24 protein-coding genes, 2 tRNA genes and 2 pseudogenes are annotated in these 26,146 nt (G+C 52.7%); 15 read left to right on the forward strand and 13 right to left on the reverse strand.

From position 1 onward, the window contains the following. The first annotated feature begins 41 nt into the window (after nucleotides 1–41). Entirely contained in the window at nucleotides 42–1,250 is a 1,209-nt protein-coding gene (gene hutI, locus RT644_RS08895) for an imidazolonepropionase (RefSeq protein WP_313626393.1), read from the forward strand. Further along, nucleotides 1,243–2,043 carry an N-formylglutamate deformylase gene (gene hutG / locus RT644_RS08900; protein ID WP_097407733.1) on the forward strand — a complete coding sequence of 267 codons (801 nt, stop codon included), beginning with the start codon at nucleotides 1,243–1,245 and terminating at the stop codon, nucleotides 2,041–2,043. The genes hutI and hutG overlap by 8 nt, the downstream gene beginning before the upstream one ends. Before the next feature lie 235 nt (nucleotides 2,044–2,278). Here the strand turns inward: hutG and hutH are convergent, their stop codons facing one another. From hutH to RT644_RS08915, 3 genes and pseudogenes are all read right to left on the reverse strand, one after another. After that, a complete protein-coding gene (gene hutH, locus RT644_RS08905; RefSeq protein WP_020454592.1) occupies nucleotides 2,279–3,805 on the reverse strand; it encodes a histidine ammonia-lyase in 1,527 nt (508 codons plus the stop codon). Next, nucleotides 3,802–4,167, reverse strand: a pseudogene (locus tag RT644_RS08910) (hypothetical protein); the annotation flags it as partial. The gene hutH and the pseudogene RT644_RS08910, both read right to left, overlap by 4 nt. Before the next feature lie 3 nt (nucleotides 4,168–4,170). Then, nucleotides 4,171–4,308 (reverse strand): annotated as a pseudogene (locus RT644_RS08915) (hypothetical protein); the annotation flags it as partial. A gap of 593 nt (nucleotides 4,309–4,901) precedes the next feature. Here RT644_RS08915 and RT644_RS08925 point away from each other — a divergent pair. The 3 genes from RT644_RS08925 (at nucleotide 4,902) to ypdK (ending at nucleotide 6,349) form a co-directional block, all read left to right on the forward strand. Next, nucleotides 4,902–5,543 (forward strand): hypothetical protein, encoded by a 642-nt coding sequence (locus tag RT644_RS08925; RefSeq protein ID WP_313626394.1) that lies wholly within the window; start codon nucleotides 4,902–4,904, stop codon nucleotides 5,541–5,543. Between the two features lie 60 nt (nucleotides 5,544–5,603). Beyond that, complete coding sequence (locus RT644_RS08930; RefSeq protein ID WP_313626395.1) at nucleotides 5,604–5,735, forward strand: hypothetical protein; 132 nt, start codon at nucleotides 5,604–5,606, stop codon at nucleotides 5,733–5,735. A gap of 542 nt (nucleotides 5,736–6,277) precedes the next feature. Continuing rightward, nucleotides 6,278–6,349, forward strand: a complete 72-nt coding sequence (ypdK, locus tag RT644_RS08935; protein ID WP_099458783.1) for a membrane protein YpdK — start codon at nucleotides 6,278–6,280, stop codon at nucleotides 6,347–6,349. Nucleotides 6,350–6,424: 75 nt separating this feature from the next. Here ypdK and alaC read toward each other — a convergent pair whose 3' ends face one another. Next, nucleotides 6,425–7,666, reverse strand: coding sequence for an alanine transaminase (gene alaC / locus RT644_RS08940; RefSeq protein ID WP_045513945.1), 1,242 nt, complete (start codon nucleotides 7,664–7,666; stop codon nucleotides 6,425–6,427). Nucleotides 7,667–8,056: 390 nt separating this feature from the next. Between alaC and RT644_RS08945 the strand changes: the two genes are divergently transcribed. Further along, nucleotides 8,057–9,742: a sensor histidine kinase gene (locus tag RT644_RS08945; protein WP_313626396.1), complete on the forward strand. Its 1,686-nt coding sequence runs from the start codon at nucleotides 8,057–8,059 to the stop codon at nucleotides 9,740–9,742. A 12-nt stretch (nucleotides 9,743–9,754) separates the two neighbouring features. Next, complete coding sequence (locus RT644_RS08950; protein WP_020454597.1) at nucleotides 9,755–10,483, forward strand: LytR/AlgR family response regulator transcription factor; 729 nt, start codon at nucleotides 9,755–9,757, stop codon at nucleotides 10,481–10,483. Here RT644_RS08950 and glk read toward each other — a convergent pair. Then, the gene (gene glk, locus RT644_RS08955) at nucleotides 10,480–11,445 is read right to left on the reverse strand and encodes a glucokinase (RefSeq protein WP_313626397.1); all 966 of its coding nucleotides are present in this window, start codon (nucleotides 11,443–11,445) and stop codon (nucleotides 10,480–10,482) included. The genes RT644_RS08950 and glk overlap by 4 nt on opposite strands. Nucleotides 11,446–11,624: 179 nt before the next feature. Here glk and RT644_RS08960 point away from each other — a divergent pair, with 179 nt between their 5' ends. Continuing rightward, nucleotides 11,625–12,860, forward strand: coding sequence for an ion channel protein (locus RT644_RS08960; RefSeq protein WP_045513942.1), 1,236 nt, complete (start codon nucleotides 11,625–11,627; stop codon nucleotides 12,858–12,860). Here the strand turns inward: RT644_RS08960 and RT644_RS08965 are convergent, their stop codons facing one another. Then, on the reverse strand, nucleotides 12,861–14,519 hold the full coding sequence (locus RT644_RS08965; RefSeq protein ID WP_313626398.1) for a thiamine pyrophosphate-binding protein: 1,659 nt from the start codon (nucleotides 14,517–14,519) through the stop codon (nucleotides 12,861–12,863). It abuts the gene before it with no gap. Between the two features lie 172 nt (nucleotides 14,520–14,691). Here RT644_RS08965 and mgrA point away from each other — a divergent pair, with 172 nt between their 5' ends. Both mgrA and ypeC read left to right on the forward strand, forming a co-directional pair. Next, nucleotides 14,692–15,690: an L-glyceraldehyde 3-phosphate reductase gene (gene mgrA / locus RT644_RS08970; protein WP_313626399.1), complete on the forward strand. Its 999-nt coding sequence runs from the start codon at nucleotides 14,692–14,694 to the stop codon at nucleotides 15,688–15,690. A 123-nt stretch (nucleotides 15,691–15,813) separates the two neighbouring features. Beyond that, complete coding sequence (ypeC, locus tag RT644_RS08975; RefSeq protein ID WP_017458671.1) at nucleotides 15,814–16,134, forward strand: DUF2502 domain-containing protein YpeC; 321 nt, start codon at nucleotides 15,814–15,816, stop codon at nucleotides 16,132–16,134. Nucleotides 16,135–16,175: 41 nt separating this feature from the next. On the opposite strand, the gene RT644_RS08980 is transcribed toward ypeC, so the two are convergent. After that, entirely contained in the window at nucleotides 16,176–17,414 is a 1,239-nt protein-coding gene (locus RT644_RS08980) for an Nramp family divalent metal transporter (RefSeq protein WP_313626400.1), read from the reverse strand. Between the two features lie 353 nt (nucleotides 17,415–17,767). Here RT644_RS08980 and RT644_RS08985 point away from each other — a divergent pair, with 353 nt between their 5' ends. Beyond that, nucleotides 17,768–18,955 (forward strand): NupC/NupG family nucleoside CNT transporter, encoded by a 1,188-nt coding sequence (locus tag RT644_RS08985; RefSeq protein WP_020454603.1) that lies wholly within the window; start codon nucleotides 17,768–17,770, stop codon nucleotides 18,953–18,955. Between the two features lie 39 nt (nucleotides 18,956–18,994). On the opposite strand, the gene RT644_RS08990 is transcribed toward RT644_RS08985, so the two are convergent. The 3 genes from RT644_RS08990 to RT644_RS09000 all read right to left on the reverse strand — a co-directional run bounded on the left by RT644_RS08990 (nucleotide 18,995) and on the right by RT644_RS09000 (nucleotide 21,590). Next, on the reverse strand, nucleotides 18,995–21,190 hold the full coding sequence (locus RT644_RS08990) for an EAL domain-containing protein (protein WP_313626401.1): 2,196 nt from the start codon (nucleotides 21,188–21,190) through the stop codon (nucleotides 18,995–18,997). A 208-nt stretch (nucleotides 21,191–21,398) separates the two neighbouring features. After that, nucleotides 21,399–21,474, reverse strand: a tRNA-Ala gene (locus RT644_RS08995). Between the two features lie 40 nt (nucleotides 21,475–21,514). Further along, a tRNA-Ala gene (locus tag RT644_RS09000) sits at nucleotides 21,515–21,590 on the reverse strand. 220 nt (nucleotides 21,591–21,810) lie between these two features. Between RT644_RS09000 and RT644_RS09005 the strand changes: the two genes are divergently transcribed. Beyond that, nucleotides 21,811–22,170, forward strand: a complete 360-nt coding sequence (locus RT644_RS09005) for a YfeC-like transcriptional regulator (protein WP_044489437.1) — start codon at nucleotides 21,811–21,813, stop codon at nucleotides 22,168–22,170. Nucleotide 22,171: 1 nt separating this feature from the next. Beyond that, entirely contained in the window at nucleotides 22,172–22,564 is a 393-nt protein-coding gene (locus RT644_RS09010; protein WP_313626402.1) for a YfeC-like transcriptional regulator, read from the forward strand. 43 nt (nucleotides 22,565–22,607) lie between these two features. Here the strand turns inward: RT644_RS09010 and RT644_RS09015 are convergent, their stop codons facing one another. Together RT644_RS09015 and RT644_RS09020 are read right to left on the reverse strand one after the other, a co-directional pair. Further along, complete coding sequence (locus RT644_RS09015; RefSeq protein WP_045513916.1) at nucleotides 22,608–22,949, reverse strand: RamA family antibiotic efflux transcriptional regulator; 342 nt, start codon at nucleotides 22,947–22,949, stop codon at nucleotides 22,608–22,610. Between the two features lie 38 nt (nucleotides 22,950–22,987). After that, complete coding sequence (locus RT644_RS09020) at nucleotides 22,988–24,103, reverse strand: MBL fold metallo-hydrolase (protein ID WP_313626403.1); 1,116 nt, start codon at nucleotides 24,101–24,103, stop codon at nucleotides 22,988–22,990. 176 nt (nucleotides 24,104–24,279) lie between these two features. Here RT644_RS09020 and RT644_RS09025 point away from each other — a divergent pair, with 176 nt between their 5' ends. Next, the gene (locus RT644_RS09025) at nucleotides 24,280–24,870 is read left to right on the forward strand and encodes a TetR/AcrR family transcriptional regulator (protein ID WP_313626404.1); all 591 of its coding nucleotides are present in this window, start codon (nucleotides 24,280–24,282) and stop codon (nucleotides 24,868–24,870) included. Further along, entirely contained in the window at nucleotides 24,860–25,225 is a 366-nt protein-coding gene (locus tag RT644_RS09030; RefSeq protein ID WP_313626405.1) for an MmcQ/YjbR family DNA-binding protein, read from the forward strand. The genes RT644_RS09025 and RT644_RS09030 overlap by 11 nt, the downstream gene beginning before the upstream one ends. On the opposite strand, the gene RT644_RS09035 is transcribed toward RT644_RS09030, so the two are convergent. After that, complete coding sequence (locus tag RT644_RS09035) at nucleotides 25,222–26,085, reverse strand: helix-turn-helix transcriptional regulator (RefSeq protein ID WP_370447818.1); 864 nt, start codon at nucleotides 26,083–26,085, stop codon at nucleotides 25,222–25,224. The two genes, RT644_RS09030 and RT644_RS09035, sit on opposite strands and share 4 nt — an antisense overlap. Between the last annotated feature and the right edge of the window lie 61 nt (nucleotides 26,086–26,146).

Raw genomic sequence — 26,146 nt, forward strand, 5'->3', positions numbered from 1 at the left:
GCGCGGCGATTGTCGCGCCGAACCATGACGGGAGAACGCGGATGCGCATTTTATGGCGTCACTGCCAGATTGCCACCATGGAAGCGGGCAAATACAACCTGATCTCTCGCGGCGCGCTGATCACCAACGGGTCGCAGATTTCATGGCTGGGCGAAGAGGGAACGCAGTCGGATGATGTGGTCGATCGAGAAGTGGATTTGCAGGGGCGGCTGGTTACGCCTGGGTTGATCGATTGCCATAGCCATAGCGTGTTTGGCGGCGATCGCAGCCAGGAATTTGAGATGCGACTCAACGGCGCGAGCTACGCGGAAATCGCCGCAGCAGGCGGCGGCATTATCAGTACCGTGAATGCCACCCGCAACGCCAGCCAGCAACAACTGCTGGAAAGCGCCCGCAAGCGCATTGACGCACTGCGCAAAGAAGGCGTTACGGCGCTCGAGATCAAATCCGGTTATGGCCTCAGCTTTGCCGATGAAAGCAAAATGTTGCAGGTGATCCGCGCGCTTGGCGCAGAAATGCCGCTCACTATCTTCAGCACCTGTCTCGCAGCGCATGCAGTGCCGGGCGAGTATCAGGGGCGCGCTGACGACTACATCGACGAGATTTGCCAGCACTGGCTACCCGCCTGGCACGCACAAGGGCTGATCGATGCGGTCGATGCTTTTTGTGAACATCTGGCCTTTTTACCGCCGCAAGTGGAGCGGATTTTCCGCAAAGCGCAGCAGCTTGGCTTACCAGTAAAACTGCATGCCGAACAGCTTTCACTGCTGCACGGCGCAGGGCTGGCCGCCCGCTACAGTGCGCTTTCCGCCGATCATCTCGAGTATTTGTGCGAAGAAGATATCGTGCTGATGGCGCAGCACGGCACCACTGCCGTTCTGCTGCCGGGCGCGTTTTACTTTTTACGCGAGAGCCAGCAGCCACCGGTGGCGCTATTACGTAAGCATCAGGTGCCGATGGCCATTTCCGGCGATCTGAACCCCGGTACGTCGCCCGTGCTGTCGCTGCGCCTGATGATGAACATGGCCTGCACGTTGTTCCGTCTGACGCCTGAAGAAGCGCTGGCGGGAGTGACCTGTCATGCCGCCCGTGCATTAGGTATCAGTGAACGCTGCGGTACGCTCCAGGCGGGTAAAGAAGCCAGCTTTGTCGCGTGGGATGTGTCTCATCCGGCAGAACTCAGCTACTGGCTGGGAGGAACACTTTCAAAACAGGTTATTTATCAGGGGGAGGAAGTCTGGCATGACTAACGGATTCGAATTACATCAGGGTCGGCTGCCGCTACTGGTCAGCATGCCCCATCCCGGCACGCAACTGACACCGGAAATTGCCAGCGGCCTCACCGCGCGGGCACGACGTCTGGAGGATACGGACTGGCATATTCCGCTGCTGTATCAGCCGATTCGCGAGCTTGGCGCCAGCGTGCTGAGCGCTAATTATTCCCGCTATGTGGTGGATTTAAACCGCCCGGCAGATGATAAACCGTTATACGCTACCGCGACCACCGGCCTGTTTCCGGACACCTTTTTTGACGGCGAGTCGCTGTTCGAAGCGGGTAAAGCGCCGGATGACGCCACGAAAGCCGCTATTTTGCATACTGTGTGGCAGCCTTATCACCAGGCGCTGGCGCAGGAACTGGCGCGGTTGCGCGACACTTTCGGTTACGCGCTCCTGTGGGATGCACACTCCATCAAATCAGTGGTTCCGCGTTTGTTTGACGGCAAACTGCCGGATCTGAACTTCGGTACTGCCGATGGCGCAAGCTGCGCGCCGGAACTGAGCGCCGCATTACTGGCATGCTGCGAGGCATTTCCGCGCTACACGAAAGTGCTCAACGGTCGCTTCAAAGGCGGGTATATCACCCGCCATTACGGCGCACCGCAACAGAACATCCATGCGATACAACTGGAAGTGGCGCAGTGCTGCTACATGGATGAGACGAGTTTTGCTTTCTCTGAAGAGAAAAGTGAAGCGTTCCGCCAGCTACTGACTTCCCTGATCAACACCGCGCTCGACTGGGGTAAGCAACGACTGTCCCGTTAACATTAAAAGGGATGCGCAAGCATCCCTTCATGAGGGGATTCATTCCCGTGTCGTTGAGCCTTTATTTCCCGCCACCGCTTAACACTTAATCCATTCCTGGCGTGACGCCAGCCCCTGACACCAAAACATTATGCTGGCTTACAGAGGCACCTTACGTTTTATAACAGCAAAAATGTATTCAATTTCAAAGGCAAAGCCCGCCGCATCCGAACGACCAGCAATGCCTCTCTCTTCTTCAGCAAGACACTATTGCTGGCAGCAATGTCGTCAGATGGCGTTCCGCCAGCAGAGCAATCGCACGTTCGATATCCGGCGCGAAATAACGATCTTTCTCATAATGCGCAACCTGTTCGCGCAGCAGATGACGAGCCTGTTCCAGCAGCGGGCTGCTGGTTAAGCCTTCGCGCATATCCAGCCCCTGACAGGCGGCAAGCCACTCGACAGCAATGACGCCGCGCGTGTTCGCCGCCATTTCCCACAGACGACGCCCGGCAGCCGGTGCCATAGAAACGTGATCTTCCTGGTTTGCCGAGGTGGGCAAACTGTCCACACTGTGCGGATGCGATAACGCTTTGTTTTCACTTGCCAGCGCCGCTGCGGTGACCTGGGCAATCATAAAGCCGGAGTTAACACCGCCATTTTTCACGAGGAACGGCGGTAGTTGCGACATATGGCTGTCCATCAGCAGGGCAATACGGCGCTCCGCCAGCGAGCCTATCTCCGCAATCGCCAGCGCAATATTATCGGCGGCCATCGCGACTGGTTCCGCATGGAAATTTCCCCCGGAGATCACTTCGTTTTCGGCGGCGAACACCAGCGGGTTATCGGAAACCGCATTTGCTTCAGTTAACAGCACTTCCGCGGCAAAACGCAGTTGCGTCAGGCATGCGCCCATCACCTGCGGCTGACAGCGCAGGGAGTAAGGATCCTGCACTTTATTGCAGTTGTGGTGAGACTGGGAAATGGCGCTGTCATCGGTTAATAGATGGCGATATAACGCCGCCGCGTCAATCTGCCCGCGCTGGCCGCGAACATCATGAATACGCGCATCGAAGGGACGACGAGAACCGAGCGCCGCCTCAGTGGTCAGCGCACCGCAAACCACGGCAGAAGCGAACAGATCTTCGGCTTCAAACAGGCCGCGCAAAGCAAAGGCGGTGGAGGTTTGCGTACCGTTCAGCAGCGCCAGCCCCTCTTTTGCCGCCAGCGTAATTGGCTCCAGCCCGGCGTTTTTCAGCGCTTCACTCGCCGGTAACCATTCCCCCTGCCAGCGCGCTTTGCCTTCGCCGAGCAGCGTCAGCGACATATGCGCCAGCGGTGCGAGATCCCCGGACGCGCCCACCGAGCCTTTCGCCGGGATCCACGGATAAACCTCCGCGTTAACCATTGCCACCAGCATCTGGATCACCTGCAGACGAATACCAGAAAAACCGCGCGCCAGGCTGTTGATCTTCAGTACCATAATTAAGCGAACCAGCGCATCATCCAGCGGTTCGCCAACGCCTGCGGCGTGAGACAGCACCAGCGAGCGTTGCAAATTCTCCAGATCTTCCGTCGCGATACGCGTCTGCGCCAGCAAACCGAAGCCCGTGTTGATGCCATAGGCGGTGCGACCTTCCGCCATAATGGTGTTGACGCAGGCAACACTCTCATTAATGGCCGCAAACGCGCCATCATCCAGCGACAGATGAAGTGGCTGGCTGTAGATTTCGCGCAGCTGCGCGAGAGTGAGTTGGCCCGGAATAAGGGTGAAATTTTTCATGCTTTGCCCTGCCCCTGCATTACAGCAATCATCGGAAGATTGAGCGCCTGCGCTGCGGCGCACTCAATCGCAATCTTATACTCAGCCTCAGCGTGACGCATCACGCCAGTTGTCGGATCGTGAGGCAGCACGCGCGCAATGCGTGCCGACGCTTCATCTGTGTCACCACAAACGATCACCATCCCTGCATGCCGGGAACATCCCATCCGCATACCACCGCAGTGGTGCAGCGAGGCCAGGGTCGCGCCGCTGGCAATGTTAAACATCGGCCAGTTGGATACGGCATCAGAACCGTCGCGCATCGCTTCGGTTTCGCGGTTCGGGTTTGCCACCGCGCCAGAATCAGGTTTGTTACCACCAATGCCTCCATACCCCACCAGTACGTTCGGGTTTTCGGCAGCATCGGGATCAAGGTTATTGCGCAATGGCGCTTCGGCGAGCCAGCTTTTCGTATTCAGCTCCATGCCTTTAGAGGTCTGCTGGCGATTGAGGGTGTGCGGCATCGGTGTTCTCTCCTGAGGACATGTCCTGATGTGTAAACATATATACTTGCCTATACAATTACGCGCAAGGCAGGATTTAACAGAAAAGATACAATTTTATTATAGTGCGCCGGCAATCACGCTTTTACTGACGCAAATGATCTGAAGCCGAAATGCCCCTGTAAATGGTAACGGCTCCCCAGGAAAAGCAGGCTGGCGGGGAGGACAGTATGTAAGATTGACCATCCATGACCGCGAATAAGCAGGCAGGGATCGTGCTCGTTGCGGTGCAACAGGCGGCACTCATCAGCCGAGGCCACCCGGCGTCGATGAAATGTCAGAGCCGTGATGGGTTGTATAGACGTTTATTGGCATAACTTATGACTTGTACCCCGGCGGTTTTTTCAGTAGCGATAACATACTCAACCGCATTGAATCTTTATTTATCCCTCCCTTATCGCATAAAAAAGTCTATTCATCTATATCAATGCCTGTTTATCTAATTTTTTAAAATTTAAGCCCGACCTAATGGCAATTAAAATTTTTTAAAATAAGAAGTATTAAGTGTTAAATAAACAAGAGTAAGATAAAACGAAAATAAATAAGGAGGGCATATGTTTTCATGGAATAACATCAAAAAGACGTTTAAAGAAAAAGTCATCGAAAATGACGATCTGATGGGAAAAATAGCAGGTATTGCGGAAGTTGCGGGCAAATCCATTGTTGCGACAGCCACAAATGCTTTTAAATTTATTATTGAAAAATCGGCCATTACCAGCGCGGAGATGTTTCTTAAAGTCAAAAAGAACCTTGAAAATGAAATAGCCCATCACCCAACCGATGTCTGGCGCAATAAAATAGCCAATGATATCGCGACCCTGCAGGATGCAATCCGCCGAATCCGCAGTGAAATCAACAGCACTGACGATCAGCAACGTCGCAGATGCTTACAAAATGAGCTGCCAGCGAAAGAGCGTGCGCTAAGAGAAAAAGAGCAGATCCGCGCACAAGGAAGCGACCCAAATTATGTCGCACAATGCAAATCTCGCCTCTCTTCACATCTTGCTAAAAAAGAAAATATGCTAACCATGCTGGCAAAAGATCTGCAAAAAAATGAAGAGCAAATAATGAAAGTGGAAGACGAAATAGCGGCGGCCAGCAGGGAAGATAAAGAAAAGCTGGAAAACGATCTTTCAGATATCAAATCCCATATTTCACGTGTCAAATCTCTGCAGGCTGAAATTGCACGAATTTAAACTGACACACCGACAGATTACGTAACAGCAAACCTTAGCGATGTTGAGAGGTAAGAACAAATGGCACCAACAATTTACCGGGCGAAATGTCTGGACTGCAAACACGAATGGACCAGCCGCACTGGTTTCGGTACGCCGGATTACTGCCCGAAATGCCGCAGTCGCCGGATCACCTCAAGCCCTATCGGCTAAACGCAGGAGTTTGCCGTAACGGTTTTAAAGGCAAAGCGCAGGCACAGCTTGCGCTTTTTTAATAATCGCATCGTACCTTCCGCAAGCTTCCCCAACGCCCTCTTTCCGTAACGGGTTTTTTTCCCTGCGGATTATTTTTTTATGCATGTCATCGCAGAAACACGCCGACGCTTGTCTTCGGTCTAATTGCAGATGCTGTGACCCGCTTCAAAAAATTAGCCTTATTATTCAAGCGGAAATGAACCGTTTCAGCAGGCCATTTTTATCGTCGCTCAATAGCAATTTATTTAGCAGTGAAAGTATTGTGTCGCCAAAGCCCGACACATTGTAAGTTACTAAAATTAAATAGAAAAAAGGCTCTTGTAAGGCCTAAAAATTAAGCGTACATTAGCCCCGTTTGGTGAGGAATTCACCCGAAATTCTGAGATGGAGCTGTGGCCGAAATAGAGATAATTCTCATTTTCGATGTGGCGTAGTTTCACCTCTCTATACTCAGTCCTGAATGGTCATGAATGCATACTTAGGTGTGCGGAGCGATGAACGTGAAATATTTCTTTATGGGCATTTCGGTGATGGTTATTGTGTGGGCCGGCACATTCGCCCTGATGATCTAACCTGAGCATATCCGTGCTGTACAAAAAAGGAGCCAAAAGGCTCCTTTTTTGTTTTGCCAGCCGGGCAAGGAACAGTTACGGTTCCAGATCTTCCGCCGCACTTTTTTGCGCTGCCGGAAGCAGCCCGTCGGCGCGGAACATGGCCTTAATTCCGCGTACCGCCTGGCGGATACGATCGCGGTTCTCAATCAGCGCGAAACGCACATGCGTATCGCCATAGTCACCAAAGCCGATACCCGGAGAGACACACACTTTCGCCTCCTGCAGCAGCTTTTTGGCAAACTCCAGCGAGCCCATCGCCGCATACGGTTCCGGAATTTTCGCCCACACGTACATTGACGCTTTCGGCATTTCTACCATCCAGCCCGCTTCATGCAACCCTTTAACCAGTACATCGCGACGGCGTTTATACTGAGCAGCAATATCGCGCACACACTGCTGATCCCCTTCCAGCGCAGCAATCGCAGCCACCTGGAGCGGCGTAAAGGTGCCGTAATCATGATAACTTTTGATCCGCGCCAGTGCGTTGACCAGCACCGGATTACCGACCATAAAGCCGATACGCCAGCCCGCCATATTGTAACTTTTCGACAACGTGAAGAACTCAACGGCGACATCGCGCGCGCCCGGCACCTGCATGATTGACGGCGCTTTCCAGCCATCGTACACAATGTCGGCATAGGCCAGATCGTGAACCACCAGCACATCGTAGCGTTTTGCCAGCGCGACCACTTTTTCAAAGAACTCCAGTTCAACGCACTGCGCCGTCGGGTTAGACGGAAAGCCTAAAATCATCATTTTCGGCTTCGGGTAACTTTCGCGGATCGCGCGCTCCAGCTCATTGAAGAAGTCGACACCTTCCACCAGCGGCACAGAACGCACCTGCGCTCCCGCAATCACCGCACCGTAAATATGAATCGGGTAACTCGGGTTCGGCACCAGCACGGTATCACCGTGATCCAGCGTCGCCAGCATCAGATGCGCCAGCCCCTCTTTCGAGCCGATGGTAACAATCGCTTCGGTTTCCGGATCGATATCCACTTGATAACGATCCTGATACCAGCGGGAAATCGCCCGGCGCAGACGTGGAATGCCGCGTGACGTGGAGTAACCGTGCGTATCCGGGCGTTGCGCAACGGTACAGAGTTTCTCAACGATATGCGGCGGCGTCGCGCCATCCGGGTTGCCCATACTGAAATCAATAATGTCTTCGCCGCGGCGTCGCGCAGCCATTTTCAGTTCAGCGGTGATATTAAAAACATACGGGGGGAGACGATCGATACGCGTAAAACGGCGCTCAGGACTGAAGTCAGCCATAGATTCCTCGGAGTAACGTTAGCGCCCGGACCGTCCGAGCGACGTCGCCGCATTTGCGGCGTACTCAGAACATAGCCCGAAAAAAATCTCGCTGTCGAGAGGTAAGCGCAAAAATAACGCAACGCCATAAAAGGGGAAGTTTAATTTAGGAAAGGGAAAGCCAGATTATCCTCTTATAGAAAAATCCATCATATATTTTAACAATAAAATAAAGATAAAATTACCTTAAAAATTCACCAGTTAGCGCACTGACGCATCATTTCTTTCGGATCTTTTCAATCCCCTTTTGGTAAAGTGGTCTTTCCTCATTCAGCGAATGAATACTGCGGCTGGTCATCTGGGCCGCGGTTTTTTATCATAGCTTTTTGACGCTATTCATATGAGTCCCCCGTGCACGAAATATTCGACATGCTGCTGGCCGTCTTTGACCGAGCGGCGCTCATGCTGATCTGCCTGTTTTTCTTGATCCGCATCCGCTTGTTCCGCGAACTGCTGCATAAAACGGCGCACTCGCCAAAAGAGCTGCTGGGCGTGACGGCCATCTTCTCAATGTTTGCCCTGTTCAGTACCTGGTCCGGCGTGCCGGTGGAAGGCTCGCTGGTTAACGTGCGTATTATCGCGGTGATGTCCGGCGGGATTTTGTTCGGCCCGTGGGTCGGCATTATCACCGGCGTGATTGCCGGGGTGCACCGCTATCTGATTGATATTGGCGGCGTGACGGCGATCCCCTGCTTTATCACCAGCATTATTGCCGGCGTGATGTCCGGGATGATTAACCGCAAAGTGCCTAAAGCGCAGCACTGGCGCGTGGGCATCATCGGCGGCATGATTTGCGAAAGCCTGACCATGACGCTGGTGGTGCTGTGGGCGCCGACTACCGCGCTCGGCCTCGATATTGTGTCCAAAATTGGGGTGCCGATGATCCTCGGCAGCGTCTGCATCGGCTTTATTGTGCTGCTGGTGCAAAGCGTGGAAGGGGAAAAAGAGGCGATTGCCGGTCGTCAGGCGAAGCTGGCGCTGGATATTGCCAATAAAACACTGCCGCTGTTCCGCAATGTGAATAGCGAGTCCCTGCGCAAAGTGTGTGACATTATTCGCCGGGATATCAAAGCCGATGCCGTGGCTATCACCAATACCGATCACGTGCTGGCTTACGTTGGCGTGGGGGAAAATAATTACCGCGACAGCGACGATATTATCAGCCCAACCACTCGCCAGGCGATGAACACCGGCGAAATTATCATTAAAAACAATGATGAAGCCCACCGCACGCCGGAGATCCACTCGATGCTGGTGATCCCGCTGCGTGAACAGGGCATCGTGACCGGCACGCTGAAGATCTATTACTGCCATGCGCACCAGATCACCTCCTCATTACAGGATATGGCCGTTGGCTTATCACAGATTATCTCAACACAACTGGAAGTTTCCCGCGCCGAACAGCTGCGGGAGATGGCGAACAAAGCGGAGCTGCGCGCTTTGCAAAGTAAGATCAACCCGCATTTCCTGTTTAACGCCCTGAATGCTATCTCGTCGTCGATTCGCCTGAATCCGGACACCGCCCGGCAGCTCATTTTCAATTTGTCGCGTTACCTGCGCTATAACATTGAATTAAAAGATGATGAGCTCATTGATATCAAAAAAGAGCTCTATCAAATCAAAGACTATATCGCCATTGAGCAGGCCCGTTTTGGCGACAAGTTGACGGTGATTTATGACATCGATGAAGAGGTCAGTTGTGTGATCCCGAGCCTGCTGATCCAGCCATTGGTTGAAAACGCGATTGTGCATGGCATTCAACCGTGTAAAGGCAAAGGCGTGGTCACCATCAGTGTGGAAGAGTGTGGCAACCGCGTGCGTATTGCGGTGCGCGATACGGGCAACGGTATCGATCCGCAGATGATTGCCCGCGTTGAAGCCGATGAGATGCCCGGCAACAAAATTGGCCTGCTGAACGTGCATCAGCGCGTAAAGCTGCTGTACGGCGAAGGGCTGCATATCCGCCGTTTAACGCCGGGCACGGAGATCGCGTTTTTTGTGCATCGCCAACTGTCTCCCGCTGCATTGTTGCCTTAACAGGAGAGCTGTATGAAAGTCATCATTGTTGAAGATGAGATCCTGGCGCAACAGGAGCTGAGCTGGCTTATAAAAGCGCATAGCCAGATGGAAATAGTCGGCACTTTCGACGATGGTCTCGACGTGCTGAAATATTTACAGCACAACAAAGTCGACGCCATTTTTCTCGATATTAATATCCCCTCTCTGGATGGCGTATTGCTGGCGCAGAATATCAGTCAGTTTGCCCATAAGCCGTTTATCGTCTTTATCACTGCCTGGAAAGAGCATGCGGTGGAGGCTTTTGAACTGGAAGCGTTCGACTATATTCTGAAACCGTACCAGGAGTCGCGCATCATCAGCATGCTGCAAAAACTGGAAACGGCCTGGCAGCAACAATCTGGCCCGGTTGCCAGCCCGCAGCCACGGGAAAACGCAACCATTAATCTGGTGAAAGACGAGCGCATTATCGTCACTAGTATTCATGATATCTATTATGCGGAAGCACATGAGAAGATGACGTTCGTCTATACGAAGCGGGAATCTTACGTGATGCCGATGAACATCACTGAGTTTTGCAGCAAACTGCCGGCGGCGCACTTCTTTCGCTGCCACCGCTCTTACTGTGTGAACCTGGATAAAATCCGTGAGATCGAACCCTGGTTTAACAATACCTATATTTTGCGGCTGCGGGACCTGGAGTTTCAGGTGCCCGTCAGCCGCAGCAAAGTTAAAGAGTTTCGTCAGTTAATGAATCTTTAAAGCACGTAACCCAGCGTCTGGCGCAGATGAGCGCCAGAGCCCAACAGCCCCGGGTTATCATGCACGATCAGAAATACCGGGATATCCTGGACGTAGGATTTAAAGCGCCCTTTGTCCTCGAAACCACCGCGAAAACCGGAAGCGGTAAAGAAATCGAGGAAGCGCGGCACAATACCACCGGCAATGTAAACGCCGCCGAAAGTGCCGAGATTGAGCGCCAGGTTGCCGCCAAAACGCCCCATAATGACGCAAAACAGTGACAACGCGCGACGGCAGTCAATGCAGCTGCCTTCCAGCGCGCGTTCAGTCACATCTTTCGGTTGCAGATTTTCCGGCAAGCGACCGTCTGATTTGACGATCGCGCGGTAGAGGTTAACGAGACCGGGACCGGAGAGCACGCGTTCAGCGGAAACGTGACCGATTTCCGCACGTAACTCTTCGAGGATAATCCCCTCTTCTTCGCTGTTTGGCGCGAAATCGACATGGCCGCCTTCGCCCGGCAGGCTCACCCAGCGTTTATCCACATGCACCAGATGCGAAACGCCAAGCCCGGTGCCTGCGCCGTAAACGGCGATCGGTTTTCCTTCAACCGGCGCGGAACCACCAAACTGAATCAAGTGTTCCGCTTTAAGCATCGGGATCGCCATTGATACGGCAGTGAAATCGTTAATGATTTCCAGATGAGCGAAACCGAGGTTTTTCTTCATTTCGGCAATCGAAAACGCCCAGGTGTGGTTGGTCATTGCCACCCAGTCACCGGTGATCGGGCAGGCGATGGCAATACAGCCGTCTTCCACCGTGACGTCGTGCTCTTTCAGATAAACACGCACCACGTCTTCCAGGCTTGGGTAATCGAGGCCGGAGTAGGTTTTGGCCCGGGAGATGTCACCGCTATCGACATCACACAACGCTAAGCGCGCGTTCGTGCCACCCACGTCTCCCACTAAAGCATACTTTGTCATTCTTTTACGGCTCCGCTAAAGTCAGAATAAATCTTTGGCACACTGTAAATTCAAGGCGCTGTAACAACAACGACCATATCATGAGTGCCCCAGGATTATCGATCTTCGTCACAGATTACCTTAAAGGTTTCAGCCCGGTTGCATCCTGAGTGACCAGGCTTCGTTGCAAGGATAAAAAGATGCTCCATCCGCGTGCGAGAACGCTGCTGTTACTGGCGCTGCCTGCGCTCACTATTGGTGTCGCGTCGGGTCTGATATTAGCGCTGGTGATGAAAATCGCCGCCCTGCTGCAAACCGTGTTGTGGAGCGGCATACCGTGGCGGCTCGGCATCTCACCTGATTCCCCCTGGTGGATACTGATTGTTTTGACACTCACCGGCGTTGCTGTAGGCCTGGTTATCCGTTTCAGCACCGGTCATGGCGGGCCGGATCCGGCGACGGTGCCGCTGATTGGTTCGCCGGTTGCGGTCACCGCGCTGCCGGGGCTGACGCTGGCAATGATCCTCGGTCTGGCGGGCGGCGTAAGTCTTGGCCCGGAACAACCGGTGATGGTGCTGAATATCGCCCTTGCCGTTGCACTTGGCGCGCGCATTTTCCCGCGCGTTGCGCCGCTGGACTGGACAATCCTTGCCTCCGCCGGCACGCTCGGCGCACTGTTTGGCACGCCTGTGGCGGCGGCGCTTATCTTCTCGCAAACCCTGAAAGCCAGTGAAGACGTGCCACTGTGGGATCGCCTGTTCGCCCCGTTGATGGCTGCCGCAGCTGGCGCACTAACCACCAGCCTCTTTTCGCCACCGCATTTCACGCTACCCATTCCCCATTATCCGCAGATGCATATCGTTGATATTTTTAGCGGTGCGGTCGTGACGCTGTTCGCCATTGCGCTGGGAATGGTGGCAGTCTGGTGTTTACCGCGTCTGCATCACTTAATGCATCGCCTGAACAACCCGGTGATGACGTTGGGGATTGGCGGCTTCCTGCTTGGCCTTCTGGGCATGGCTGGCGGCCACGTTACCTTATTTAAGGGGCTGGATGAGATGCAGCAGCTTGCATTTGCCCATACCTATACCGTTACCGATTACCTGTTGTTTGCCCTGGTGAAGCTCGCCGCGCTGGTGATCGCTGCCGCCTGCGGTTTTCGCGGTGGGCGTATTTTTCCGGCGGTGTTTGTCGGCGTGGCATTAGGCTTAATGCTGCATGAACATGTCGACGCCGTTCCGGCTGCGGTCACCGTTTCCTGTGCCGTATTAGGGTTGGTATTGGTTGTAACACGCGATGGCTGGCTGAGCCTGTTCCTGGCGGCCGTCGTCGTACCGGACACCACTTTGCTACCGTTGCTGTGTATCGTGATCCTGCCCGCCTGGTTAGTGCTGGCCGGAAAACCGATGATGATTGTCCCCCGGCGCAGTAAGTAACTACTCACTGTTACGCATTTCCAGCGCATGGGTGACATCACGCAGCAGATCCGGCAAATCGGCTTGCGGTAACATCACTTCAATCAGCGCAAGCCGGTGGTGATGTGAAGCGGCTTCCAGTGCTTCCGCCAGTTGCACCGTTTCGCTAACACGCCAGCATTCGGCCTGGCAGTCATGGCTGAGCGCATGCGGAATATGTGTCCAGTTCCAGCGTGCAATATCGTTATAACGCTGATGCGCACCGTGGATCGCCCGCTCCACCGTGTAACCATCATTATTGAGCAATAAAATGATCGGCCGTTGCCCGTCACGCAGCATTGACCCCAGCTCCTGTATGGTGAGCTGCGCCGCACCGTCGCCGCTAAGCAAAATGACCCGCCGCTGCGGGCAGGCGGTTTGTGCGCCGAACGCGGCGGGCAGACAATAACCTATCGATCCCCACAGCGGCTGCGTCAGCATTTCAACCCCGGCTGGCAGACGCAGAGACGCCGCGCCAAAAGCTGCTGTTCCCTGATCGGCCAGTAAAATATCACCGGGGCGAATAAAAGCCTGCAGTGTTTGCCAGAATGTATGCTGATTTAAAATGCCGGAGTGATGCGGCGAATTGGCGGAGGGCGCGGGAACAGGGTCAAGCACACAGCGTGGGTTATTGCGACAAACCGAAATCAGGATATTTACCGCCTCCTGCATCGTAATCCCGCTGAACCACTCTTCTCCTACCCGCGCCGCAAAGGGCTGGATATCAATCGTGCGCTCCACAGGTAACTGCTGGGTAAACCCGGCGGTGATGGTGTCCGTAAAACGCACGCCGACACACATTACCGCATCGGCACGCTCGATCGCCTCCCGCACCTGCGGCGGGCTGGCGGCACCGCTGTACGTGCCGACAAACCCAGGCTGCGTTTCATCAAACAAGCCTTTGCCCATTAATAACGTGGCGTGCGGGATGGGTGCATCCTTCATCCAGCACTGCAACATTTTCTGTACACCAAAGCGGTGAGCGAGAAAATCCGCAAGCAGCGCAACTCGCGGGCTTTCGCTGAGCATCGCCTGTACACGTCGGCGAAAGCTGTCCAGACGCCCTTCATTAGGCTGAAGCGGTGCGGGAGTGATAACGTTTACAGGCGGCGTTGCCGCCATTTTTGCCACATCGGCGGGCAACATCAGGTAACCGGGGCGAGATTCACTGAGCATCGCGCGGATCACACGGTCAATTTCATAGCAGGCGTTTTCTGCCGTTAACACCGCCTGCGCAGCGCTGATAGGTTCATACATGCGCCAGAAATGGCTGAAATCACCGTCACCCAGCGTGTGGTGCAAAAGTTCACCACGTTGCTGTACGCTGCGACAGGGTGCCCCCACGATCTGCAACACCGGCACATATTCCGCAAAGCTGCCCGCGACACCATTAATCGCACTTAACTCCCCCACGCCAAAGGTGGTTAGCAGCGCGCCCGCTCCCTGACAACGCCCGTAACCATCAGCAGCATAAGCGGCATTCAGTTCATTAGCACAGCCCACCCAATGCACCGCCGGATGCTGGATAACGTGATCAAGAAACTGCAGATTGTAGTCGCCCGGTACGCCGAAAAGATGATGAATACCGCAGCCAGCAAGCCTGTCCAGTAGGTAGTCGGCAACTGAATAATCGTTTTGCATTGCGCTACGTCTCCAAATACTGACACTTACCTGAGTATTGGAGAACTGTGATGAGAGTCCAGGATACGCGTCAGAGAGAAAGTGGAAAGCAAGCTTTACGGTACCTGGCGGTGTAAGCTCAGTGAATGTAAACGCATACACTAACGCTACGCTGATAAAAAGGAGTAACTGCATGGTTTATCTGGCCGATCCCGCACGCTATGAAAAGATGCACTACCATCGCTGCGGCGAGAGCGGGTTAAAGCTGCCGGCAATTTCGCTTGGGTTGTGGCACAACTTCGGTGATACCACTTTGCTGGAAAATAGCCGCCAGTTGTTGCGGCATGCCTTTGATCTGGGTATTACCCATTTTGATCTGGCCAATAACTACGGGCCGCCGCCGGGCTCCGCAGAGCGCAATTTCGGGCGGATTTTGCAGGAGGATTTCCTGCCCTATCGTGATGAACTGATTATCTCAAGTAAAGCCGGTTATACCATGTGGGACGGGCCTTACGGCGACTGGGGGTCACGTAAATATCTGATTGCCAGTCTTGACCAGAGCCTGCGCCGCATGGGGCTGGAGTATGTTGATATCTTCTACCACCATCGCCCGGATCCCGAGACGCCGCTGCAAGAAACCATGCGCGCACTGGATCATATTGTGCGCCAGGGCAAAGCCCTGTACGTCGGGCTTTCCAACTACCCGGCAGCGCAGTCGCGCGAAGCTATCGATATCCTTAATGATCTCGGAACACCGTGTCTTATCCATCAGCCGAAATACTCACTGTTTGAACGCTGGGTCGAAGCCGAATTGCTCGATGTGTTGCAGGAAAAAGGCGTCGGCAGTATTGCGTTCTCACCGCTGGCTGGCGGGCAACTGACCGACCGTTATCTGCACGGCATTCCCCCCGATTCCCGTGCCGCCAGCGGCAGCCGTTTTCTCAATCCGGAGCAGATTACCGATGAAAAGCTGGTGACTGTTCGCGCGCTGAATGCAGTGGCGGAACGGCGCGGACAGAAGTTATCGCAGATGGCGCTGGCCTGGGTGCTGCGTAACGATCGCGTCACTTCGGTGCTGATTGGTGCCAGTAAAGCCAGCCAGCTTGACGATGCGGTCGGCATGCTGGCAAACCGCCATTTCACCACGACTGAAAGCGATGAGATCGACGCCATTCTCAGTGGCGCAAAATAACCGCAAATTTAGCAAAAAATGCTGCCATTCATGATTTAGGAGTTCCGCCAATAATACGGGGTTTAGCCGCCCCGTAATATTGTTGTAACAGGCCGTTTCGGCCCGATCGTGAAGGAGAAGAGTATGTTCAGGTCACTGATTCTGGCAGCTGTGTTAATGGCTTCTGCGCCGCTGGTCGCAAATGCTGGCGAAATCACCCTGTTGCCATCTGTGAAATTACAAATTGGCGATCGCGATAATTACGGTAACTACTGGGACGGCGGCCGCTGGCGCGACCGTGACTACTGGGGCCGCAACTATGAGTGGCGCGGCAACCGCTGGTATAAACATGATCGCGGCTGGCATCGCGGCTGGGACAAACAGAACGCGTATGAACGCGGTTACCGTGAAGGCTGGCGCGACCGCGACGATCATCGTGGCCATGGCCGGGGACATCACCACTAATTCAAAAAAAGGAGCGCGAGCGCTCCTTTTTCTCATGCTATTTACAGACCTGCCGCACTGCCGATTAACAGCCAGCCATTCAAACTGACCACCAGCACCACAATCACCCAGCCAACCCGTTTAACCATTGGCGTATTGACTAACTCGCCCATTAATTTGTGGTTACTGGTGAAAATCAGCAGTGGCACCAGCGCCAGCGCGATGCCGAAACTCAGCAGCACCTGGCTCATGACAAGGATCCTCGTCGGATCCAGCCCCAGCCAGATAACAATAAACGATGGCATCATGGTGATGGTGCGCCGCACCCACAGAGGTATATGAAAACGCACAAACCCCTGCATCACCACCTGCCCGGCCAGCGTCCCCACGACCGTTGAAGAAAGCCCCGCCGCTACCAGGCTAAGACCAAAAATGGTCGCTGCGGCATGGCTTAATAACGGCTCAAGCGTCAGGTACGCCTGGTCGAGATCGGCAACACCGGTGTGACCGTTAAAATGGAACGCCGCTGCCGCTGTCGCCATCATCGACAGATTTACAAATCCGGCGATAGTCATGGCGATACCCACATCCCATTTGGTGGCGGAATAACGCTCGCGCTGAGTGCCCTGGTGCAGATGCTGCGTCAGAGACGAGTGCAGATAAATGACATGCGGCATAATAGTCGCGCCCAGTACGCCAGCTGCGAGGAACACGGCTTCACTACCCGGCAAACTCGGGATCACGATGCCTTGCGCCAGCTGGGCCAGTTTCGGCTGAGAAAAAACCAGCTCAACAATATAAGCCGCAGCGACAAACAGCAGCAGGCCGCCTATCACTTTCTCCAGCGGTTTTTGCCCCCGCCGCTGTAACATCAAAATCAAGAATGTCGCCACGCCAGTAAGCACCGCACCTTGCAGTAACGAAACGCCGAGGATGAGCTTAAACCCGATGGCGGCACCGATAAACTCCGCCAGATCGGTTGCCATGGCGATAATTTCCGCCTGCACCCAGTAGAACCATACCAGCGGGCGCGGATAGTGATCGCGGATCTGCTCTGCGAGGTTCTTCCCGGTGGCAATCCCCAGTTTGGCGGAAAGCAGCTGGATCAACATCGCCATAATATTGGCCCATACCACCACCCACAGCAGTTGGTAGCCAAAACTGGCGCCCGCCTGAATATTGGTGGCGAAGTTGCCCGGGTCGATATAACCGATAGCAGCAATAAACGCCGGTCCCATTAAGGCAAACCGTAATTTGCGCGCTGCACGCCCATTACTATTCTCAACGCGACTACTGTTCATTTATTGCCCCTAAATATAGCCTTTGCTATGTTTTATGCTACCAAAATGAGAATGATTATCAAGTTCATTTAAATGGGTTTACCTGATTTCTCTGATAGCCAGAAACAATAGAAGGGTTGAATGTCAAGGATGGTGACGGCGACAACAGCATTTGCCGCAGCGTTATGTTAAGAGTCTAGCAGTATGACGCAACTTTTCACGCTTTTACTTAACATAACAGAAATGTATGTTGGATCACTAATTTTGAGTCTGGTCACAGGTCATTAATATAGTGTGTGTTTGATCTCGTTTTCTTTTGTCTTGTTACATAGAATGTGCACGAAATTCCTACCCGTCTCATATTTGGAGCAAATATGTCCCGCGTTTTGCACTTTGTCCTGGCGCTTGCTGTTGTGGCGCTGCTTGCCCTGCTCGTAAGCAGCGATCGCAAGAAGATCCGCATTCGTTTTGTTATTCAACTGCTGGTGATTGAAGTTTTACTGGCCTGGTTCTTCCTGAACTCTGATATTGGCCTCGGCTTCGTTAAAGGCTTCTCCGAGATGTTCGAAAAACTGCTCGGTTTCGCCAACGAAGGTACTAACTTCGTCTTCGGTAAAATGAATGATGAAGGTCTGGCGTTCTTCTTCCTGAAAGTGCTGTGCCCGATTGTCTTCATTTCTGCTCTGATTGGCATTCTGCAACACATTCGTGTGCTGCCGATCATTATCCGCGCCATCGGTACGGTGCTGTCCAAAGTGAACGGCATGGGCAAACTGGAGTCGTTTAACGCTGTTAGCTCCCTGATTCTGGGACAGTCTGAAAACTTCATTGCTTACAAAGATATTCTCGGCAAAATGTCCCGTAACCGCATGTACACCATGGCAGCGACCGCCATGTCGACTGTTTCGATGTCCATCGTCGGTGCGTACATGACCATGCTCCAGCCGAAATATGTTGTTGCGGCGCTGGTGCTGAACATGTTCAGTACCTTTATTGTGCTGTCGATTCTCAACCCGTACCGCGTGGATGAGAGCGAAGAAAACCTGCAAATGGCGAAGCTGCACGAAGGTCAGAGCTTCTTTGAAATGCTGGGTGAATACATTCTGGCGGGCTTCAAAGTTGCCATTATTGTTGCGGCAATGCTGATTGGTTTTATCGCCCTGATTTCCGGCCTGAACGCACTGTTCGCCGCTGTGCTGGGCATCTCCTTCCAGGGCATTCTGGGCTACATTTTCTATCCGATTGCCTGGGTGCTGGGCGTACCGGCTCACGAAGCGCTGCAGGTTGCCAGTATCATGGCCACCAAACTGGTTTCGAATGAATTTGTGGCGATGATGGATCTGCAGAAAATCGCAGCTAACCTCTCTCCGCGTTCAGAAGGCATCCTGTCCGTGTTCCTCGTTTCCTTCGCGAACTTCTCGTCTATCGGCATTATCGCCGGTGCGATCAAAGGCCTGAATGAAGAACAAGGTAACGTGGTTTCCCGTTTCGGTCTGAAACTGGTGTACGGCTCCACGCTGGTGAGCGTGCTGTCTGCGGCTATCGCCGCACTGGTTATCTGATTGTCATAGGCTAAAAAAACCGGGGATTTCCCCGGTTTTTTATTCAGCTTTAGCCAGCGGCTGCGGTTTACCCAGCAAATAGCCCTGCAAATAATCGACGCCAGCATTCAGCAATAACTCGCGCTGCGCTTCATTCTCCACATACTCCGCAACAACAGTCAGCGATTTGGCCTTCGCCAGTTCGCATATCGCTTTGACGATCATCGCATCCTGCTTGTCCTGTAAAATATCCCGGATAAAACAGCCATCGATTTTGAGGATATCCGCCTGCAGCCCTTTTAAACGTTCAAAGTTGGCATAGCCAGTGCCAAAGTCATCAATCGCGATTTTGAATCCTGCTTTTCGCAACTGCTTCATATTTTGGATACTCGCTTCTGAATTAGAGAAGGCCTGCTCTTCCGTTATCTCAATAATTACCTGCCGCGGAGAGACAGCATAACGCGCGAAAAGAGCCAGAAATTGTGTAGCAAACTCTTTTTGCATCAGGGTAAGCGGCATTAAATTCACAGAATAACGTGCCGAATCGCCAGGCTCAGGATGCGCCTGCATCCACTGGAGCAGGCACTCTATTACCTGCATATCAAACCGTGCACCAAGGTTGAACTGGGCAATAACGGGAATAAAAACATCTGGCGTAATAAATTCGCCATCAACAACCAGCCGCGTGAGGACTTCCTGGTAGCCGCGCCCTTCGGCATTCACAATCGGCTGACCATAGAGAACAATGCCATTTTCATCCAGCGCACACTTCACCTTGTTTAGCTGTAACACGCGCTCCGTAGTCTGGTCGGTAACCTCTTGCAAGCTGTTTGTAAGAGCCAGAACCTGATGATCCGCACTAGCTTGTTCTGAGAGCCAGCTTAACTGGCCCAACGTGTGGTGCAGTTCTTCGCCCGAGCCCTGTAATTCCCCCCAGGACGCGCCGAACTCAATATCCAGGGCGGTATTGTTCCAGTAAATACGGCGACTGTTCAGGTAATCCAGCATATGTTGTAAGCGCGATAATATTTCCGGCCCATTGAGTATTAACAATAACTCGCTGCCCGGAAGCTGAAAAAAACGTTCACCGTTATGTAACAGAGGCTGAAGTTCATGGGTGATGCTGCGTTTCACATGAACACGCATCATCAGGCCAAAATGGCGGCTGAGGAACTCCAGATTTTTCATATACAGACAGCACACCACACTGTTTGGCTGCTGTTCCATCTGTTGTTCAAGCGCGCGCAAATTGGGCAAACCCGTTAAGGGATCGCTCATCGCCTGCACCTCCCAGCGCGCTTTCAACCACTCGCTACGGTTAAAAACGCGCATCATATAAAGCATGCAGATGGTAAAGCTGATAAAAACGGACATGACAAATGCCAGGGAATAATCGGAACGCACGCCATGCAGGAAATTATCGTTGTATGCCAGTAGCATAAACGCCGCAATATCCCAGCTTAATAACAACAACGTTGTACTTAACTTGCTGATGCCAAAGGTGAAAAGAATAAAAACAATGGGCACTAAATAGCCAGCAATATAATCATTTTTATATGGAATACATAAAATAGTAACAATAACGACCAGCGAAAAAATCCAACCTAATGTAAATACACGATTATTTTTTGAAAAACACGGTTCAATGCTTCTTAACCATAATGCACGGGCAAACCGTGGATTGAGGATCATCCGTAAAAAATAATAGGCACAGGTGGTAAAAATAATCGCAGAGCAAATCAGGCTTTGAATATCGATGATAGAATAAATAACTGATGCAGGGCCAAAATAATTAGACAAACTAAATGGATAGTTAAACCAAACGCCAGCAGTATACATCGAAATTTTTATACCTATGGGGGCAATAACACCTAACCACAGGATACGAGTGCCCATGTCTTTAGCTCTGTTTGTTAGGCTATACCGCCAGCGGGAGCCTAGTTGCCAGCGGACCACACCGCAGAACAGAAACACAAAAAACAACTGACAAAACAAAAGCACTGCTGCCTCGGCAAAAGATAAATGAAAAAAAGCCTCATTTACCAGAGCAAAACCAATAATAACAGGCAGTATTCCGTGCCGTCCGAATAAAAAAATTATTGCCAGCGCTACACTTAACGGCAACCACGCAAGATAAACCTCACTGGCGTCAACAAGAGTAACAGGAGAAATAAAACGGGAAAGAGAGGTAGCTACCAGGCATAAAATTAACGCGAGGAAGAATTTTCTTATCGCACTGTATAGATTATGTTTCATCAGTATTAATGAAATGCTCTGGGCTGGTCAAAAAATGAAGAGCCGAGATAATAGGTTTATTTATTAAGCGAATCAAGTAAGCAGCGGCTCGAATAACCGCCATTACTGACGCTTCACCGAATGTTTGCTTATTAATGTATAGCAGAAAGAATTAACACAGCGCGGAATAAAACGAAAAACCCCCGCGTAAACGCGAGGGTTTGAATTTTGGTGGAGCTAAGCGGGATCGAACCGCTGACCTCTTGCATGCCATGCAAGCGCTCTCCCAGCTGAGCTATAGCCCCACAATATGCCTTATGCGCCAATTCCGTTGGGTGCGGAATTTGGTGGAGCTAAGCGGGATCGAACCGCTGACCTCTTGCATGCCATGCAAGCGCTCTCCCAGCTGAGCTATAGCCCCATCGCGTAAAGCGTGTCGTGTTGACGGGCGGCATAATATGAATTCCCTTGCCAGGTGTCAACGGCAAAATCGCGCCGCATTATTCAATCGCTGAAAAAGCATGCAAATGAAAGACATTGCGAACGCCCTCGCAGCCAGTAGTTAAACATGTCACATTTTCCCCTAAAATGGTGCTATAACATAAACCATTAATTACCCTTACAACAATTCGGGAAATTACATGCTCAAGGAACGAATGACGCCAGAAGAGTTGGCAAGCCTTACAGGATATAGCCGACAAACCATCAATAAATGGGTGCGCAAAGAAGGCTGGGTTACATCACCAAAACCCGGCGTACAAGGAGGTAAAGCCCGTCTGGTCCATGTAAATGAACAAGTCCGCGCATTTATTCGCAGCGCACAGCGTACTGAAGACCAACCAAAAGCCACACTTACCGCCAGCGATACCTCACTCGAGGCATTATTAATCCGGCTGGCAAAAGAGATGACAGACGCGGAGCAAAAACAACTCTCTTCGCTTTTATTACGCGACGGCATTACCGGCTTGTTGCAACGTCTGGGGCTCCGCGATCAAAAATAATATGATGAAATTACCTAACAAAATGACCACCGAAGAATTAGCGGAGTTTCTCGGCGTCGCCAGACAGACGGTAAATCGTTGGATCCGCCAGCAAGGTTGGACAACAGAACCGTTACCCGGTGTAAAAGGCGGTCGAGCCAGGCTGATTCACATTACGAAAGAGGTGCGTAGTTTCATTATGAAAACGCCCTCTATGCGCCATCAGAATTCTTCCTATTCTATTGCCGAACCCGCGCCTGTTTACGCCAGTGGAAATAGCGCGCTGCATGAAATTATCAAAGTACTGCAAAATATGACCGCAGAGGAACAAAAACAGCTTTCAACGCTGCTGGCGCGCGAAGGTATTAGCGGGCTTTTAAACCGTTTAGGCATTGAGAAAACGCTGGCAGAATAAAAAAAACGGCCTTATGCAGGCCGATTTTTTTATCTGTTTTCCATCAATGGGTATGCTGATGATTCTCCCGCCGGTACGCACCCGGCGGCAGATTAAAGGTGCGGGTAAAGATGCGCGTAAACGTCTGCTGCGAATCAAAACCGTACTTCAGGCAAATGTCGTAAACCTTCTGATCGGTATTACGTAAATCGCGCGCAGCGAGAGATAATTTGCGCGTGCGAATATAGCGCCCCAGACTCTCCCCTTTATAGTGCAAGAAAAGCCGTTGCAGATGCCATTTGGAATAGCCCGCATGCGCTGCAATATCATCAATACGTAATGGTTGATGGAGATTGTCGTCGATCCACTCGACGATGGTGTCGATAACCTGAGCGGAAATAGTCATACTGCGATCCCCCTCTGCTCTTCGATTAATAAACGGGTTTATTCCCACCAGGCGCGGAAAACTTGCGCAGTGTCAGCCGCAAGTACCAGTTCGCCCAGCCTCGGTGTCAGTAAGCGATAGCTTTTGTCCCGGCTTGCTGCCGCCAGCCGTTTGTACGGATCGTCCCAGGTATGTTTTGCCAACACAAAACGCCCCGCATGGCCCGGCAGAACCGCGCGAGCATTAAGTTCCTGCGCTGCCAGCGCAGTCTCTTCCGGCATCATATGAATGTACTTCCAGTCTTCGTCGTACTGACCATTTTCCATAATCGCCAGGTCAACCACGCCAAACTGTTCACCAATCGCTTTGAAATGCGGGCCATAGCCGCTATCGCCGCTGTAATAAACGTTTTGCGTGGCAGTAGTGAACATAAAGCTGGCCCACAATGTCTGATTACGTTTCAGACCGCGCCCGGAAAAGTGGCGCGCGGGTAAAACGTGCACAGCCAAATCGTCGCTCACCACCACTTTCTGCTGCCAGTCCGCTTCCTGAATGATTGCCGGATCCATTCCCCAGTAACGCAGGTGCGAGCCCACACCGAGCGGCGTCACCACTTTTTTGATTTTCGGCATCAGCGCCTTGATCGTGGCGTAATCCAGGTGGTCATAGTGATCGTGCGAAGTAATCAGCAGATCGATCTCCGGCATATTTTGCGCCGTCCAGAGATCGTTACCGGCAAACGCCTTATTGAGAAATGAAAATGGTGCCGCGTAATTACTCAGGATCGGATCGATCAGAATGCGCTTGCCCGCCAGTTGCAAATACCAGGACGAATGCCCCATCCACACCAGCGTATCCTGCTCAAGCGGCAGGCTGGCCAGATCGGTGTTCACCGTCGGTAACGGTTGCTGTGGACGCGCGTTCTCGCGTTTAGTGACCAGAAAATCCCACCATGCTGCCAGCATATTTTTCTTTCCGGTAAAACCGGGAGTCGGCAACTGGTTTTGAAACTTCCCGTCACGATAATGCGGTGATTTTTCGACTTCAGTAAGCTGTTCGCCCTGCGGGAGTTGGCCAAATCCGGCATTCAGAACAAAAGGTAAACTTGCGGCAGAGGCAACGAGCATAACAAGAACCACGCTGAAAATGAGACGCTTCATATCCTGACCCGACAAAATCGATCCATTCCGTAGATACGACGCTGGTTAAACTTGATTATGAGTGAGTAAGCACTCATTATAGAAAGCAACGCTCAACCGTCAAGATCATTTTTTTCTATGACATTCGACGTTGCAGCGTTACAGAGGGCATGTTTCAATCGTGGTTTTTACAATGTGAGAGGAAAAGTGTAGTGGCTCGTCCAAAGAGTGAAGATAAAAAACTGGCGTTACTGGAAGCGGCTACCGAAGCCATTGCACAGTCGGGGATCGCTGCCTCCACCGCGTTAATCGCCCGCAATGCGGGTGTTGCGGAAGGGACGCTGTTTCGCTACTTCGCCACCAAAGACGATCTGCTCAACGCACTTTACCTGCATCTGAAAAGCGATTTGTGCGGCACCATGCTGGCGAATATCGATCTCTCGATCAACGACTCCAGGCACCACACGCAATGCATCTGGAACAGCTATATTGACTGGGGCATCAGCCACCCGAATGGCCACTGCGCCGTACGCCAGATTGCTGTCAGCGACAAACTCACCGACGCAACCCGCCAGCAAGTCGCGGAAATTTTTCCGGAGCTGCATGAGTTATGCCATCGTTCAGTGCGGCCGGTGTTTCTGACCGATGAATACTCCCCTTTTGGCGATGCGATTTTCCTGTCGATGGCGGACACCACGATCACTTTCGCCAGCCGGGATGCTTCTCGCATCACCGAGTTTAAGCGCCTTGGCTTCGAAGCCATGTGGCGTGCGCTGGCCATTGAGGAAAATAATGGACAGTAAAACCCTGCAAGCGAGCGCGCACCGTATTGCGCTCGAACTGCCCTTCACCGAACATTGCTGGCCGTTTGGGCCGGAACATGACGTGTTCAAAGTGTGCGGGAAGATTTTTATGATGACCACCACCGCGCACGGCAGGCCGATGGTGACGATGAAAGCCGAGCCGCAAAAATCGCTGCTCAACCAGCAGATCTACCCCAGCATCGAGCCGGGGTATCACATGAACAAAAAACACTGGATTTCGGTATTCGCTGGCGAAGACATCGACGAATCGCTGCTCGCGTTCCTGATTCAGGAATCATGGAACCGCGTGGTCGACGGCTTGCCGCGCAAAGATCAAAAACGTCTGCGCCCTTAAGCGTTTTCCGCCAGCCAGTTCAACGCCTTTTCACCGGCCTCATCCACCGGCAGATAAACCAGCAGCCGCGAGCCGTTACGCGGTGCTGAGTACCAGTACATTTGCTGAAGTGAAAACTCGCCTAACTGCGGATGGTTAAAGATTTTTATCTTATTTTCCACACCGCGCACGTCCAGATGCTTGCGCCACAACGCTTCAAATTCCGCAGAAGCCGCACAAAACCGCGCCAGCTTCGCTTCCCACACCGCATCGCCCCGGTGCTCGGCCATGGCCGCGCGGAAATAGGCGACAAAGGTCTGTAACACGCTCTCATCATAGCCGAGCCGGGTACGCCATTGCGGGTGGGTGAGATAAAGATAAATACAGTTGCGATCATCGTCGGGGATTTCGCTGAAATTAACCCCCATCAGGCGCTCAAAACCGGCATTCCACGCCACAATGTCAAAGTTGGTTTTCTGAATACTGGCCGGTTGCGGCAGCAGGCTATCCAGCAAACGCCGGGTGCCTTCACTGATGCCTTCACATTGCGGCGTATTCAGCGCTTCCGTTGGCGTTAGCCCGGCCAGCAAAAACAGATGGCGGGTTTCCGTTGGCGAACACTGCAAAGCAGCGGCAATCGCCTGCAACACGGTAGCGGAAGGATTGACGTCCCTGCCCTGTTCAAGCCAGGTATACCAGGTGACACCCACATCCGCCAGCAGCGCCACCTCTTCACGCCGCAGCCCCGGCGTGCGCCGACGCGTACTGCGCGGCAACCCCAGCCGCTGCGGATCGAGGCTTTCCCGCCGCGCACGTAAAAACGCACCAAGCTGTTTGCGGTTCTCATCGAGCACCGTCAGTTCCGGGATCTTTTCGACCATCGACGTCATAACCCTCTCCAGCATGGTAGTGCCAGTACCAGTATAGGCAAGAACTGGTACC

The sequence above is a fragment of the Kosakonia sp. genome (assembly GCF_032104925.1).
GTDB lineage: Bacteria > Pseudomonadota > Gammaproteobacteria > Enterobacterales > Enterobacteriaceae > Kosakonia.

Coding starts and splice junctions, on each gene's coding strand:
- hutI (WP_313626393.1), top strand. CDS start 42: ATGCGCATTTTATGGCGTCACTGCCAGATTGCCACCATGGAAGCGGGC.
- hutG (WP_097407733.1), top strand. CDS start 1,243: ATGACTAACGGATTCGAATTACATCAGGGTCGGCTGCCGCTACTGGTC.
- hutH (WP_020454592.1), bottom strand. CDS start 3,805: ATGAAAAATTTCACCCTTATTCCGGGCCAACTCACTCTCGCGCAGCTG.
- RT644_RS08925 (WP_313626394.1), top strand. CDS start 4,902: ATGTTTTCATGGAATAACATCAAAAAGACGTTTAAAGAAAAAGTCATC.
- RT644_RS08930 (WP_313626395.1), top strand. CDS start 5,604: ATGGCACCAACAATTTACCGGGCGAAATGTCTGGACTGCAAACACGAA.
- alaC (WP_045513945.1), bottom strand. CDS start 7,666: ATGGCTGACTTCAGTCCTGAGCGCCGTTTTACGCGTATCGATCGTCTC.
- RT644_RS08950 (WP_020454597.1), top strand. CDS start 9,755: ATGAAAGTCATCATTGTTGAAGATGAGATCCTGGCGCAACAGGAGCTG.
- glk (WP_313626397.1), bottom strand. CDS start 11,445: ATGACAAAGTATGCTTTAGTGGGAGACGTGGGTGGCACGAACGCGCGC.
- RT644_RS08960 (WP_045513942.1), top strand. CDS start 11,625: ATGCTCCATCCGCGTGCGAGAACGCTGCTGTTACTGGCGCTGCCTGCG.
- RT644_RS08965 (WP_313626398.1), bottom strand. CDS start 14,519: ATGCAAAACGATTATTCAGTTGCCGACTACCTACTGGACAGGCTTGCT.
- mgrA (WP_313626399.1), top strand. CDS start 14,692: ATGGTTTATCTGGCCGATCCCGCACGCTATGAAAAGATGCACTACCAT.
- ypeC (WP_017458671.1), top strand. CDS start 15,814: ATGTTCAGGTCACTGATTCTGGCAGCTGTGTTAATGGCTTCTGCGCCG.
- RT644_RS08980 (WP_313626400.1), bottom strand. CDS start 17,414: ATGAACAGTAGTCGCGTTGAGAATAGTAATGGGCGTGCAGCGCGCAAA.
- RT644_RS08985 (WP_020454603.1), top strand. CDS start 17,768: ATGTCCCGCGTTTTGCACTTTGTCCTGGCGCTTGCTGTTGTGGCGCTG.
- RT644_RS08990 (WP_313626401.1), bottom strand. CDS start 21,190: ATGAAACATAATCTATACAGTGCGATAAGAAAATTCTTCCTCGCGTTA.
- RT644_RS09005 (WP_044489437.1), top strand. CDS start 21,811: ATGCTCAAGGAACGAATGACGCCAGAAGAGTTGGCAAGCCTTACAGGA.
- RT644_RS09010 (WP_313626402.1), top strand. CDS start 22,172: ATGATGAAATTACCTAACAAAATGACCACCGAAGAATTAGCGGAGTTT.
- RT644_RS09015 (WP_045513916.1), bottom strand. CDS start 22,949: ATGACTATTTCCGCTCAGGTTATCGACACCATCGTCGAGTGGATCGAC.
- RT644_RS09030 (WP_313626405.1), top strand. CDS start 24,860: ATGGACAGTAAAACCCTGCAAGCGAGCGCGCACCGTATTGCGCTCGAA.
- RT644_RS09035 (WP_370447818.1), bottom strand. CDS start 26,085: ATGGTCGAAAAGATCCCGGAACTGACGGTGCTCGATGAGAACCGCAAA.